Here is a 13939-nt window from a genome sequence, read left to right on the forward strand (position 1 = left end):
GCGTGTCGATTCTCACCGGCCCCGATCGACGCACAGCTGGAAACCGGCGAGGATCGGTTCTCTGAGCACCCGAAGGAGATATGACGATGCGATTCCTGATGACGACCAAGGGCGGCGACGCGGCACCCCCGAGCGAGGCGGTCCACGCGGAGATGGCCGCGTTCATCGAGGAGATGACCCGGGCGGGGGTACTGCTGGCGACCGGCGGCCTGGACCCGGCCGGCCTCCACGTCTCGGCCTCCGGTGGCGAGATGACCGTCACCGACGGGCCGTTCACCGAGGCCAAGGAGGCCATCGTCAGCTTCGCGCTCATCGAGGCGCGCTCGAAGGAGGAGGCCATCGAGCTCTCCCGGCGCTTCTGGAAGATCATCGGCGAGGGGGAGGGCACCATCCAGCAGGTCTTCGGCCCACAGGACTGATCGGGCGCTTGCGCATCCGGCCCGGCGGGTGCTGGGATCGAGCCCGTGATGCCCCGGGACGCCCATCGTGCGGTCGACGAGGTCTGGAAGATGGAGTCGGCGAGGATCATCGCCGGGCTCGTCCGGATGCTGGGCGACGTGGGACTGGCCGAGGAACTCGCGCAGGACGCGCTCCTCGCCGCCCTCGAACGGTGGCCTGACTCAGGCGTTCCGAATAATCCGGGCGCCTGGCTCATGGCCGTCGCCAAACGTCGCGCCATCGACCACCTGCGGCGCGGCGAGCGGCTCGAGCGCGGGCACGAGCAGCTCGCCCACGAGCTCGCCACCCGGCCGGACGGCACCGAGGCCGAGACCGACGCGGCACTCGACGACGAGGTGGGCGATGACGTCCTGCGCCTGATGTTCGTCTCCTGCCACCCGGCGCTGTCCGCCGAGTCCCGGGTGGCGTTGACGTTGCGGTTGCTCGGTGGCCTGCGCACCGACGAGATCGCGAGGGCCTTTCTCGTCTCCGAGCCGACCGTCGCGCAGCGCGTCGTCCGGGCCAAACGCACCCTCGCCGAACTCGGGGTCCCCTTCGAGGTCCCCACGGGGCCGGACCGGGCCGCGCGCCTGTCGTCGGTCCTCGAGGTCATCTACCTGGTGTTCAACGAGGGGTACGCGGCGAGCGCCGGCGACGGCTGGATGCGCCAGGACCTCTGCCAGGAGGCGCTGCGCCTGGGCCGTCTGCTGGCCGGGCTCGCGCCCGGCGAGGCCGAGGTACACGGACTGGTCGCCCTGATGGAGCTCCAGGCATCCCGGCTGGCCGCCAGGACGGGGCCGTCGGGGGAGCCCGTCGCGCTGCACGAGCAGAACCGCGGACGCTGGGACCAGCTCCTCATCCGCCGCGGCTTCGCGGCACTGCTGCGTGCCAGGCAATCCGGCGGACCTCTCGGCCCGTACGTGCTGCAGGCCGCCATCGCGGTCTGTCACGCACGGGCCCGTACGGCGGAGGAGACCGACTGGGCGCAGATCGCCGCCCTCTACGAAACGCTCGTCCGGGTGCTGCCCACCCCGGTCGTGCAGCTCAACCGGGCGGTCGCGCTGGCCATGGCGTACGGTCCCGAGGCGGGGCTGGCGCTCGTCGACACCCTGGTGGCCGAGCCGGCGCTCAAGGGCTACCACCGGGTGCCCAGCGTGCGCGGTGACCTGCTGGTCAGGCTCGGTCGCCACGAGGAGGCCCGGCGGGAGTTCGAACGGGCCGCGGCGCTCACTCTCAACGTGCCCGAACGCACGATCCTGCTGGAACGCGCCGTGGCCTGCGCGGACGCCGCCACGCAGGGGAGCGCGGTCACCCTGGCCGAGGCCGCGAACGCCTTCCTCGCCCGTGACGACCTGGACGCCGCGAGCCTCCGTTCCTACCGCCAGACCATGAGCCGGCTCCGTCGCGATCTCGGCGACGACATCCCGTTGCGGGACGTGACCGCCGGACAGGTCGCCGAGGTCTTCGCCACCGCCTGGGAGAGCGCCGCCGCCGCGACGTGGAACAGGCACCGAGGTGCCGTCCGATCCTTCTCCGCCTGGGCCGCGGAGCGGGGCCGGCTGAGCGATGGCCTGGCCGCCGGGATCGGTCGCCGGCCCGAGCCCCGGTCGCGCACCCGCCCCATGGAGCCGCCACGTGTCGAGGCGCTGTGGCAGCGGCAGGACCTCGCCCCGCGCGAGCGCGCCCTGTGGCTGATGCTCCACGAGAGCGCGGCCGGGATCGGCTCGGTGCTCGCGCTCAACGTCGAGGACCTCGACCTGGCGGGGATGCGCGGCAGGGCGCCGGGGTCCCGCTGGATTCACTGGCGGTCGGGCACCGCCGAGCTCATCCCCCAGCTCATCGCGGGCCGTCGTCGCGGCCCGCTGTTCCTGTCCGAGCGCAGGCCCGGCCCCGGCCGCCGGCCCGCCCCCGACGACCTGTGCCCCGAGACCGGCCGCCGCAGGCTCTCCTACGAACGGGCCGAATATCTGTTCAAGCAGGCCACCGGCCACACCCTCCATCAACTGCGGAGCAGATGAACCGTTTCGGCGCGCTTCGGCGCCATGCGCCCGACCAGGGATGCCGCTGCTCCGGTGAGGTGATCGTGAAGGCGGCGACCAGGAGGGCGATCAGGTGGAGCGCACCGCCCGCCGGCAGGGCGGTGGTGTAGCCGTCGGTCAGGGAAACCGGGGGTGCGGGGTTCTCGGTGGCCGCGGCGGCGACGGCCGCCCGCCGGTCGGCGCGCCTGGCTCGGCGAGGACTTCGTGCTGCGCGGACATGGAGGTGTCCCTTCAGGGATAGCGGTTCAGGTCGTTGTAGGCCGCGAGCCACTCGTCGTGGTAGGCGGTGCGGATCGGGGCCGGCATGCGGTTGAGGATGAGCGCGGTGGTCTGTGCGTCCGCGCCGTCCAGCAACCAGGGCAGGTAACGGGGTGCCTCGCCGCCGATCCGCTCGCGGTGCACCTCGGCGAAGTGGAGCCACTGCCGGTCGGCGAGGGTGGCGTCGATCAGCACGAGCCCTTCGGTCTCCTCGTGGCGCAGATGGCCGCTCAGACCGGTGACCAGTGCGTCGACCAGGCCGCCGAGATTCTCCCCGCCGTGGTCGCGGTCGGCCAGCGCCGCGTCCACGCCCGCCAGCAGGGGGTCGATGGCGGCGTGCTCGGCCTCCAGCGCCTCCAGCAGGGCGAGATCGTCCGGGCGGCCGGCCAGCTCGTGTCGCATGATGGGCCAGAGCGCGACGTCCTCGGACGTGTGGTGCACTCGTAGGAAGGTCTTGAACAGCTCCCAGCCGACGGCCGTCCGCAGTATCCGCCGGGGGTCGTCGTCGGGGCGGGCCGTGATCCGGGCGATGCGCTCCAGCTCCCGCCTGAGGGCGTCGTGAATCGTGAACATCATCGTCATGTCAAGCCTGAAGGTCATGTCTTCCTCCGTTGAAGATGTCGATGACGCTAACCGTCACCTTCCTTGAATGTCAACATTCCAACTAATCGTATGCTTGACTATCAATCTATGAAGGTAAGCCTGCTGTCTGGGGGCGGATCGGTGGAGGGAGGGGACGGTCCGACTCCCGCGACTTCGTGGTCCTGGACAGGCTCGCCGACTCCCGGCGCGAACCGGCCGAGCGGCCTGACGTCAATCGGACGATCAGGGTGCGGCCGGTCGACCGGGTACAGGACGCCGGGTACGTGACCCGCACGCGGATCCGGCGGTTCCGCGCGCCGACGGTCACCGGCCCGAGCCGCGAGGCGCGGGACGCCATGCGTCAGGCGATCGCCTCCCGCGATGCCCGGACGCCTGGCAGCCCGGAAAATGTAATGCTTCGCCTCCCCGCTTCCCGAGAAGGGGAAAACCTTGAGTCAGTGGAAGGGCACCACGGATGGCAGCTATCCCATCGAGGGCGGAGGATCTCCTGGGAGGCGGAGGAAGACGACGCGGGGCTGATCCATCTGCTCGTCACCGAAAGGCGCTACGAGAGGAACCCGGTCGACGGCGGCCCACGTGACACCGTCATCACCGACCGGCCATGAACCTCAGGGGCGTGTTGCGGCGCGGGTGTCGATGTCGAGCCGCCGTACGCCGCTCACGCTCCCGGAGCGCCGGCCTTACCGCCACGGGCCGTGCTCCGGAGGCTGACCTGATCACCGCCCGCCTGGCGATCTTGTTGTATGAATGATCGGAACTGTGGTGGTTCAGAGCTCCGAGTCCACAGTGTGGAGTCCTGGCCTGGCGAGGGGAGGCGGTCCTGATGGCGGACGGCGGTGCGGTCACGGGACGCGTGATCTCTCCGGTTCTGGTCGGGCGCGAGGAGGAGCTGGACCGCCTGGTCGCCGCCGTGAGTCAGCCACCCGTCATCGTGGTGCTGGAGGGCGAGGCCGGCATCGGGAAGAGCCGGCTGCTGGCGGAGATGGCGGCGCGCCCCGAGCTGGCCGACCGGCTGCTGCTCGGCGGGGGTGCCCGGCGGATCAGGGAGCCGTTTCCCCTGGGCCCCCTGGTGGAGGCGCTGCGCGGCACCGGCGATCTGCTGGCGCGGGCCGAGCTGTCGCCGGTCGCGGGGGCGCTGCGCGGGCTGCTGCCGGAGCTGGCGTCCGTGCTGCCGCCCGCGCTGGAGTCACCGGACGACCGGGCGGCCGAGCGCCACCGGCTGTTCCGCGGGCTCATCGAGGTGCTGGGGGCGCTCGGCCCCGTGGTGCTGGTCGTGGAGGACCTGCACTGGGCCGACGAGCAGACCGTCGAGTTCCTCGCCTACGCGCTGTCGGTCCTGCCGGCCCGGATGTCGATGGTGCTCACCTACCGGGGTGAGGAGGCCGGCGCCCTGGTCCGGGAGGCGACGAGACGCCCGGCGGACTCCGTCCTCCACGAGCACATCCTGCTGAGGACCCTGGACGCGGCGCAGACCGGTGAACTCGCGGCCGCGATCCTCGGCGAGTCCGGTGTGACCGCGGACTTCGGTGCGCACCTGTACGAGCTGTCGTCGGGGCTGCCGCTGGCCGTACAGGAGTTGATGGCGCTGCTGCGCCAGCGGGGCGCGCTGATCAGGCTGCGCAGCGGGCGGTGGGCGCGCAAGGCGGTGGCGGAGCTCGACGTGCCGCAGGGGGTTCGCGACTCCGTACGCGAGCGGGTGGCGCGGTTACCCGAGTCGGCGTGCGCGGTGGCCGAGGCGGCGGCGGTGTTGCAGGTGCCGGTGCGGCTGGAGGACCTGGCGCGGGTGGGCGGGCTGCCGAAGGCCGAGACCGTGGCCGGAGTGGACGAGCTGCTGGTCTCCGGACTGCTCGTCGAGCAGGCGGGGACGGTGGCCTTCCGGCACGTGCTGACCGCGCAGGCGGTGTACGGTGCGATCCCGCTCGGGCGGCGGCAGGAGCTGCACGCGCGGGCGGCCGCGGCCGTACGGGGGCTGGAGCCGGTGCCGCTCGGCCAGGAGGCCCACCACCTGCGGCAGGCCGGCCGGCTCTCGGAGTGGGTCGAGGCCGCCGAACAGGCGGCCGAGCAGGCATCGGAGCTCGGCGACGACGCCGAAGCCGTGCGGATTCTCGAGGACGTGCTGCGCCACGCGCCGCTGGGCCCCGGACGCCGGGGCCGCCTGGCGGTACGGCTGGGCTGGGCCGCAGCACAGGTGCTGCGCCCGCCCGAGGTCATCGACCTGCTGTCGCAGGCACTGGAGTCGGAGCAGCCGGGCCCGCTGCGCGGCCAGTTGCACTTTCTGATCGGATTGCTTCAGGAGAGGCTCGGCGAGGACCCCGGCGTGCAGCGCCGTGCCTTCGCCGCCGCGGTCGGCGACCTCGCCGACCGGCCCGAGCTCGCCGCGTGGTTGATGGCGGGGCTCGGCAGGCCGATGGATCCTGGCGTGCCACTGGCCGAGCACATCGTCTGGCTGGACCGGGCCCTGGAGACAGTGCCGGCCATTGGTGACCCGGTCGAGGAGGTCTTCGTCCTCGGCAAGGTCGCGACCTCCCTGGAGGGATACGGCGACCCGCGCTGGGTGGGTCTGACCGAGGAGGTCCGCCGCAGGACCGGCGACCGGCCGCGGCACCGCCAGGAGGTGGCCGCCTACCGGTCCATCGCGGAGAACGCCTGTCTCGTGGGGAACTACGAGGTCGCCGACGAACTGCTGCGGGCGGCGATGCGGGGGGCGGCCGGCGAGGAGTCGTCGCGGGAGCCGCTGTCGCGCTGCCGGCTGGTCGCGCTCCTGCTGGCCTGCTGCCGTGGCAGGTGGGACGGGCTGGAGCAGGAGACCGCGCTGCTGCTCGACGAGTACGGCGGGCGCCCGTTCGACCGCCTCAGCGCCGAGACCGTCGCGGCCTGCCTGGCACTGGCGCACGGTGAGCTCGACGCCGCCCGGCGCGAGCTGCCGGAGGTCGTCGGGAATGCCCTGGTCCTGGGCGCCTACGAGTTGCTTCCGCTGTCGGTCGCCGGGTTTCTCCGGTTGTCCACCGCGAGCGGTGAGGCCGGGGCCGCGCTCGCGGCGGCCGAGGCGGCGGTCGCCGTGTGGGACACCAAGGGGCTCTGGCCGATGGCGGTGCGCGCGCTGCCCGCGCTGGCCGAGGCGATGGAGGCGGCGGGCCGGCCGGATGAGGCCGCCGAACTGGTCGACCGGCTGTCGGCGCGGCTCGACGGTCTCGACGCGCCCATGGCCTCGGCCGCGCTGCCGCACGCGCGCGGGCATCTCACCGCCGGCGACGCGGCCGCCGCGGCGGAGTTCCTCACCGCGGCGGCCGGCTACGACCTGCTGGGCGCGCCGTACGAGGCGGCCCAGGCGCGCGAGCTGGCGGCCGGGCGCCTGTTCGCCGCGGGGGATCCCGGGGCAGGGGAACCGCTGCGGGAGGCGATGACGGCGTTTCAGGACCTGACCGCCCGATGGGACCTCGACCGTGCCGCGCAGCTCGCTCGCAGGCACCGGGTGACGGTGAAGGGCCGCTACTCCGGCGGCTCGCAGGGCTACGGCGCGGACCTGTCTCCCCGGGAGCGGGAGATAGCCGAAATGGCCGCCACCGGACTGACCAACCGGGAGATCGGCCAGCGGTTGTTCGTCTCGCCCAGAACGGTGGAGAAGCACCTCGGCGCCGCACTGCGCAAGCTCGGGCTGCGCTCCCGCGCCGCCCTCGGCGCGCACCTCGGGTTCGAGCACCCCCGTAGTGCCCCACCCGGTACGGGGACCGCGAATGGGGTGCCCTACCCATAGCCCCCATCGGGCGTACGGAGCAAGGCTTAAGGCATGTCCGAAACCGACTCCACGGATGACGAACCGGCCGACGCCCACGCGGATCAGAAAGAACCGGCGACCCCGCCGGAGAAGCCGGTCATCGAACCCCTCGAAGACGCCCCCGAGGGGTTCGAGCCCGTCTGATCTTCCACCTCCCCAGCACCCGAAAGGGCAGTTCCGCATGTCCCCACGCCGATCACCGCATGACCCCCCCTCCTTCAGGCCCCGCCGCAAGGGCGCGCTCCTCGCGGCCTCGGCCATGGTGCTGGGCACCCTCGCGGTGCCCACCTCCGCCCTGGCCCAGGAGCCCGACCCAGCACCCGCCGCCTCAGGGCCCGGCCAGGTCACCGGCCCGGTCGCGCTGGCCGGACTGGGCCAGGGCGACCGCACGGTCACCTTGATCACCGGCGACAGGGTACGGCTCAGTGACGCCGGCGGCGGCAAGTACGTCGTACACCCCGAGCCGAGCGTCCGCCCCGACGGGACCAGCGCCCGGCTGTCCACGCTGGCCACCCCGAAGGGTGTGTACGTCACCCCCAGCGACGCCGTGCCCGCCATCAACGCCGGCCGCCTGGACCGGGAGCTGTTCAACGTCACCTACCTGGCCGAGAACGGCTATACCGACGACAAGACCAAGCAACTGCCGGTCATCGTGCAGTACCCGCCGCAGCACACGGACAAGGCCGTCGCCTCGGCCGCCAAGGCCATCCCGGCCGGCGAGCCCGTGCTCGCACTGGAGAGCGTCAACGCCTCGGCGCTCCAGGTCACCAAGGCCGAGGCGGGCACGTTCTGGAGCGCGGTGCGGGCCGTACCGGAGAAGAGCGCGGACGGGATCGCCGGGCTGGCCAACACGCCGGGCACACTGCGCGGCGACATCGCCAAGGTGTGGCTGGACGGCAAGGTCAAGGCCGACCTCGCCGAGAGCGTCCCGATGATCGGCGCGCCGCAGGCATGGGCCGGCGGGCACGACGGCACCGGCGTGAAGGTCGCTGTCCTGGACACCGGCATCGACGCCAAGCACCCCGACCTGGCCGACCGGATCGCCGACAGCAGGTCCTTCATCCCCGGCCAGGAGGTGCGCGACGGCCACGGCCACGGCACCCACGTCGCCTCCACCATCGCCGGCTCCGGCGCGGCGGGCGGCGGCAAGCACAAGGGCGTCGCGCCCGGCGCCCAGCTGATCGTCGGCAAGGTGCTGTCCGACGAGGGCTCCGGCTCCGACTCCCAGATCATCGAGGGCATGGAGTGGGCCGCGGCCTCCGGCGCCAAGGTGATCAGTATGAGCCTGGGTGGCGACGCCACCGACGGGACCGACCCGATGAGCCAGTCGGTCAACGCCCTCAGCGCGTCCACCGGCGCGCTGTTCGTGATCGCCGCGGGCAACGCCGGCGCGTCGGGCGCCGAGACCGTCGCCACCCCCGGCACCGCCGACGCCGCGCTGACCGTGGCCGCCGTCGACAAGAGCGACGAGTGGGCCACCTTCTCCAGCCAGGGACCGCGCATCGGTGGCGGTCTCAAGCCGGACATCGCCGCCCCGGGCGTGGCCATCGCCGCGGCGCGCGCCGCGGGCACCTCGATGGGCACCCCGCTCGACGAGCACTACACGGCCGCGAACGGCACCTCGATGGCCACCCCGCACGTCGCCGGTGTCGCCGCGATCATGGTGCAGCAGCACCCGGACTGGACGGGCCCGCAGATCAAGGCCGCGCTCATGTCGACCGCCAAGGACGACGCGCTCAGCGTGTACAAGCAGGGCTCCGGCCGGGTCGACGTGGCCAGGGCCTACACCCAGCAGGTCTTCACCGTCACCACCGGGGCCGACTTCGGCGCCGTCGAGAGCGATGCCGCCCCCGTGACCCGGGAACTGACCTACACCAACCTGGGCGGCCAGCCGGTCACCCTGACCCTGACCCCCGGCCTGCGCAAGTCGGACGGCAGCGCGGTCGAGGGCGGGCTGAGCCTCGCCGAGACGACGCTCACCGTGCCGGCCGGAGGCACCGCGACCACCACCGCCACCGTCGACCCCAAGACCCTGGCCGACCTGGACAACTACACCGGCGCCGTCACCGCGACCGCCGACGGCGTCCAGCTGCGCACCCCGGTGGGCGTGGTGCGTGAGGTGCCCAAGGCCACGCTCACCATCCACACCCTGGGCCGCGACGGCAAGCCGCGCAGTCCTTTGGCCCAGGACACCATCGACGTGTCCGGTGACAAGGGCGTCCTCGGCGGTGTCGCCCTGACCGACGAAGGGACCACGGTCACCCGCGTCCCGCAGGGCGTCATCAGCGTGACACAGCTCATGGACTGGGTCGGCGACGACGAACGGGGCAACCTGGCGCTCATGTCCGTGCCCGAGCTCACCGTCACCGGGGACACCGAGATCACGCTCGACGCCCGCAAGCTGACCGAGGTCCGATTCACCACCCCGCAGCCGGCCGAACCGTTGAGCAACGTCCCCTACCTGGCGTATCAGCGGACCGTGAGCAACGGCACCTCCTACATGGGGTTCACGTGGCCCAACCGCACCTGGTCCCGACTGTGGGCCCTGCCCACCGAGAAGGTCACCAAGGGCGCCTTCCGCTTCCACACCCGTTTCACCCTCGGCAAGCCCGAGGTCGAAATGAGCATGCGCGGGCGGGGCGGGCTCACCCTGCACCCGGCCTCCGCGCTGCACGGCGTCAACACCTACGGGGTGCACGAGCAGTACGACGGCTTCCCCGACTTCCGGCCGTTCACCGGCACCCGCGACCTGGAGGTCGTCGACGTCGGCGAGGGCGGGCCCGAGGACATCAAGGGCCGCGACCTGCGCGGCAAGCTCGTCCTGATGGAAGCGCCGATGTCAGAGGGCCTGTCCGGACCCAAGTGCGGAGTCCAGATCGAGCGGATCGGCCTGATTCGCGACGCCGGCGCGGCCGCGATCGCGCACTTCCCGCAGCCCGGGAGCGGCTGCGCGATCCCGCTGGGCTTCACGCAGATCCCGTACACCGGGGAGGCCAAGCCCATCGGCCTGCCCACCGTGTCCCTGCCCTCCCGCGAGGCGCTCGGTCTGCGCGACCGGCTCGCCGGCGGCAAGCAGGTCACCGTCCGGGTGACCGGCACCGAGGAGTCGCCCTACACCTACACCTTCGCCCCCTACGAAGAGGGCCGGGTGCCCCGCTCGCTGCACTACACCTTCACCGAGCGCGACCTGGCCCGGATCGACCTGGACACCCACACCGTCGCCCCCGCGCGCTACAACGACTGGCGGTACGCGCAGAAGGCCGACGACGTCATGCCGATGTCGACATCGCTCACGATGTGGGGCGGACCCCGGCTCACCCTGCAGGAACGCCGCGACTGGGTCGGACCACTCGATTCCGGGGTCCTCTGGTCGCACGGCATGGAGGAGATGCGCGGCACGCCGATGGATGACCGGGTTCCGCAGTGGGCCCTGGAGGTGTTCGACAAGCCGGTCCGTACCCGGCAGTCCTGGCTGACCACTCCGTTCACGCCCGGCGCCGCGACCGGCTCGGACAAGGTCTACAAGCTCGCCAAGCCGGGCGCGAACCTCGGCGCGTTCTTCCGGTGCATGATCTGCGTCCAGGGCGACAGCCTGTGGGCGGAGTTCGAGCCCAGCTACGGCGCGCCGGGTGCCAGGAAGTACAACGGCGACTACTGGCCGACGACCGACCTGTCCAAGCCGGGCTTCGACGTCCGCCTCTACCGGGACGGCAAGGAGATCCCGCGCACCCAGGTCGGCGGCACCACCATCCTGCCGGTCTTCCCCCTGTCGCAGGGCCCCGGCAGCTACCGGCTGACCGCCAGGAACGACCGGAACGACACCGAGTGGACCTTCGCCACCCCGGTCTCGGCCGCTCCCCTGCCGGGATCCTTCTGCTCCCTCGAAGCGCTGTACGGCACGGCGGAGCGCTGCAAGCCCGCCCCGGTCGTGTTCGTCAGCTACGACCTCGGCGACACCCTGGACGTCGCCAACAGCGTGCGTGCGGGCCGTAAGCACACCTTCACCGTCTCCCCCTACCACTCCCCGTCCGCCTCGAAGATGCCTGACATCGCCGGCCTGAAGCTGTGGGCCAGCACCGACGACGGCGCCACCTACGCCCCCGTCTCCGTCAAGCCCGACAAGGACGGCACCTACACCGCCACCACCCGCTACCCCGCCCTTCAGCACACCAAGGGGGCCGTGACCCTCAAGGTCGAGGCCTGGGACAAGGCAGGCAACACCGTCAAGCAGACCACCGTCCGCGCCTTCAACCTCCGCTAGCAGGCGCGAAAGAACCCCGGGCCACCCAGTGGCCCGGGGTTCTTTCGCGCCTGCCGAAAACTCCGGCCAAACCCGCCTGATCTTGGACGGCACCGTCGTCAGCACCGGCCGCGGCAGGGAAAAGACCACCGGCGTCAAAGGCGTGTGGTACCGGCGAACGCCCGGAGGTGCCGCGGGTGCCGGGCACCCGGCCCTTCACCTGACCGGTTCTCGGGGAATCCCGGACGGCCGGTCGAGCGGATCGGCGACGTCTGGAAGGCCGTCACCATGCCGACGGCGCCGGAGGCGCGACGACCGGCGGACGGTCGTCGCAGGTGATGGTGTTCGGCAGTTCCCACGCTGCGAGCCAGGGGCCGGTGGTGCCGCCCCCGTCGTTGCCGCCGAGGTCCGTCAGCGAGAACTCCGAGCCGGTGGACGGGAAGTTGAACGCCCCGCAGTTGTTGACGCCGACCGCGCCGACGTTGCGGGCGTCCACGTTCTCGAAGGACGCCGAGCCCTTCACCCGGGCGCTGACCACGGAGGTACCGGTGCCGTCGACCCTGATGTCCTTGAAGTGGACGTTGGTGATCGAGTACAGGTCCTTCACCGGCCAGTCGCTGACCAGCATGATCGCGTTGTAGGTGTTGTCGAGGAAATGGTTGCCGACCACCTGGATGTCGGCGTCGATGTTCTTCTCCAGCGCGTAGAACCAGATGGCCCCCAGGCCGATGTTCCAGTTCAGCTCGTAGGTACCGGCCCGGACCGTGGTGTTGTCCGTGACCCACAGGTGCCCGGCGAAGGCCTCGGCGCCGAAGCGGGAGCCGACCTGGATGGCGCTGCCCTCCCGGATCGGGTCGGCGACGAGGTTGTTCGAGACGGTGTTGTCGGTGCCGCCGTAGACGGCGATGCCGTTCGCGAGGACAGGCGTCTGCACGGTGTTGTGGTCAAAGGTGTTGCCGGCGTTGGAGGTCTTCTCCGACCACATCGCCAGGCCGTCGTCCCCGGAGTTGCGGATGAGGTTGTTCGACACGACCGAGTTCGTGACGCCGGTGTGGAAGTTGAGACCGTCGGCGATCTGGTCGACGACGACGTTGTTGGTGATCTTAAGGTTCGTCATCGGTCCGTCGAACCACAGGCCCACCTTGGTGTGGCGGATGTGGAGGCCGTCGACGGTCGAGTTGCTCATCGCCCCGCCGACGCCGTTCACCTGGTCGGTGTCGATGCGCTCGCGGACGTCGCCTTCGATCGCGAAGCCGGACAGGTGGACGTTGTCGCTGCCGCCGTCCGAGGCGTCCTTGCCGTAGAAGCCGACGCCGGTGTGCACCGAGCCGTCGGGGGCCGGTGAGGGGAGTGCGACCTCGCGGCCCTTGATGATCGTGTACCAGTTGCCCGCGCCCTCGATCGTCACGTCGTCGACGATGATGTGGCGGTTCACCTGGTAGGTGCCCGGCGGGATGTAGACCTTGAGCCGCTTGCCCTTGGCGAAGGCGATCGCCCTGTCGAACGCGTCGGCGGAGTCGCGCCGCCCGAGCGGGTCGGCGCCAAAGGCCAGCACGTTCGCCGCGACGAGCCTGACGTGCGGAGCACCGACGAGGTGCGAGTCGAGCAGGTCGATGACCGTCCAGGCGGCGTTGCTCCCGGCGGGAACCGTGAGCCGCACCCGGTCACCGGCGCGGTAGGTCCTGCCGAGCAGGAGGCGCTGCTCGTCGTAGAAGTGGCTCGGGCGGAACGGCTTGGTGATCGTCGGAGTGGGCGTGGTGGCGGCGGGTACGCAGGCGCACTCGGTGATCCACCAGTCGGGGTGGAGCAGGTCGGCGTTCGGGTCGTTGGAGAACGGATACTGGTTGTACAGCCACGCGTACTGCGAGGTGAGGGTCATGGACTTCCTGGCCCCGCCGTTCACCGTGACGTTGAGCGGCGCGGTGATGCCGCCCCCGTTGGGGGCGTCCGGGATGCTGTAGCGCACGGTGATCGCGTTGGCCGCGCTCGGCAGGGTGAACTCGACATGCTGCCCGGGCGTCAGCTTGACCGCTCTGCGGCCCGACGCCTCCGACGGCAGCGTGTACGCGGTGCGGTCCGGGCCGATGACCGTGCCGTTCGTCGCGGCGTTCTCCGCCTCCTGCTCGGCGAAGTCGACGCTCGCGCCCCGGCCCGCGACGAGTGACGGGTCGAGGCCGGCGCGAGTCACCGCGGGCGCCGAGGCCCCGTTCGCGTTCCTGTCGGCAAGGGCCGTGCCACCGAGCACGACGCTGAGACCGACGCTGAGACCGACGCTGAGACCGACAGTGACCGCGGTCACCGCCGCGACCGCCGTCGCGGCCCTCCGCGGTGGCCTGCCGGACCACCTCGCCGCGGTTCCTGTGCTGATCCGTGACATCGCATGCTCGTTTCTCTCGGGGGGTGAACACCTCAGGACGCCCGGGGGAGCGACCGTCCTGAGGTGAGGCGACATTAGGACCCTCGAACCCCGCCCGACAAGGCTCGTGCGAAATAGTTTCGTAATCTTGTTCTCTAGCTGCACCTGCCCATCAAGTTCTTGCAGTAGCTGTTTTGGGTTGTTGTGAAGTTCTCGCACCACACGACCGG

6 protein-coding genes and 2 pseudogenes are annotated in these 13939 nt (G+C 71.5%); 6 read left to right on the forward strand and 2 right to left on the reverse strand.

The window, feature by feature from the left end:
* Positions 1–80 precede the first annotated feature (80 nt).
* The 3 genes and pseudogenes from ACQP0P_RS23235 to ACQP0P_RS23245 all read left to right on the forward strand — a co-directional run.
* On the forward strand, positions 81–419 hold the full coding sequence (locus ACQP0P_RS23235; protein ID WP_433380768.1) for a YciI family protein: 339 nt from the start codon (positions 81–83) through the stop codon (positions 417–419).
* 48 nt (positions 420–467) lie between these two features.
* Positions 468–1724: pseudogene (locus ACQP0P_RS23240) on the forward strand (RNA polymerase sigma factor); the annotation flags it as partial.
* A 135-nt stretch (positions 1725–1859) separates the two neighbouring features.
* Positions 1860–2456, forward strand: a pseudogene (locus tag ACQP0P_RS23245) (RNA polymerase subunit sigma); the annotation flags it as partial.
* Positions 2457–2708: 252 nt separating this feature from the next.
* On the opposite strand, the gene ACQP0P_RS23250 reads toward ACQP0P_RS23245, so the two are convergent.
* Complete coding sequence (locus ACQP0P_RS23250; RefSeq protein ID WP_433380771.1) at positions 2709–3335, reverse strand: hemerythrin domain-containing protein; 627 nt, start codon at positions 3333–3335, stop codon at positions 2709–2711.
* 826 nt (positions 3336–4161) lie between these two features.
* Between ACQP0P_RS23250 and ACQP0P_RS23255 the strand changes: the two genes are divergently transcribed.
* Genes ACQP0P_RS23255 through ACQP0P_RS23265 form a run of 3 tightly spaced genes read left to right on the forward strand, consistent with a single transcriptional unit; the run spans position 4162 to position 11374 of the window.
* Entirely contained in the window at positions 4162–7092 is a 2931-nt protein-coding gene (locus ACQP0P_RS23255; protein ID WP_433380774.1) for a helix-turn-helix transcriptional regulator, read from the forward strand.
* A 33-nt stretch (positions 7093–7125) separates the two neighbouring features.
* Positions 7126–7257 carry a hypothetical protein gene (locus tag ACQP0P_RS23260; RefSeq protein ID WP_433380776.1) on the forward strand — a complete coding sequence of 44 codons (132 nt, stop codon included), beginning with the start codon at positions 7126–7128 and terminating at the stop codon, positions 7255–7257.
* 37 nt (positions 7258–7294) lie between these two features.
* A complete protein-coding gene (locus tag ACQP0P_RS23265) occupies positions 7295–11374 on the forward strand; it encodes a S8 family serine peptidase (RefSeq protein WP_433380779.1) in 4080 nt (1359 codons plus the stop codon).
* A gap of 262 nt (positions 11375–11636) precedes the next feature.
* On the opposite strand, the gene ACQP0P_RS23270 is transcribed toward ACQP0P_RS23265, so the two are convergent.
* Positions 11637–13652, reverse strand: coding sequence for a glycosyl hydrolase family 28-related protein (locus tag ACQP0P_RS23270; protein WP_433380782.1), 2016 nt, complete (start codon positions 13650–13652; stop codon positions 11637–11639).
* Between the last annotated feature and the right edge of the window lie 287 nt (positions 13653–13939).

Origin of the sequence: Streptosporangium sp. CA-115845, from assembly GCF_050943795.1 — a bacterium.
Taxonomy (GTDB): domain Bacteria; phylum Actinomycetota; class Actinomycetes; order Streptosporangiales; family Streptosporangiaceae; genus Streptosporangium.

What these genes read in the sequence shown, in the direction of transcription:
- ACQP0P_RS23235 (WP_433380768.1), top strand. Translation starts at nt 81, where the DNA reads ATGACGATGCGATTCCTGATGACGACCAAGGGCGGCGACGCGGCACCC.
- ACQP0P_RS23250 (WP_433380771.1), bottom strand. Translation starts at nt 3,335, where the DNA reads ATGACCTTCAGGCTTGACATGACGATGATGTTCACGATTCACGACGCC.
- ACQP0P_RS23255 (WP_433380774.1), top strand. Translation starts at nt 4,162, where the DNA reads ATGGCGGACGGCGGTGCGGTCACGGGACGCGTGATCTCTCCGGTTCTG.
- ACQP0P_RS23260 (WP_433380776.1), top strand. Translation starts at nt 7,126, where the DNA reads ATGTCCGAAACCGACTCCACGGATGACGAACCGGCCGACGCCCACGCG.
- ACQP0P_RS23265 (WP_433380779.1), top strand. Translation starts at nt 7,295, where the DNA reads ATGTCCCCACGCCGATCACCGCATGACCCCCCCTCCTTCAGGCCCCGC.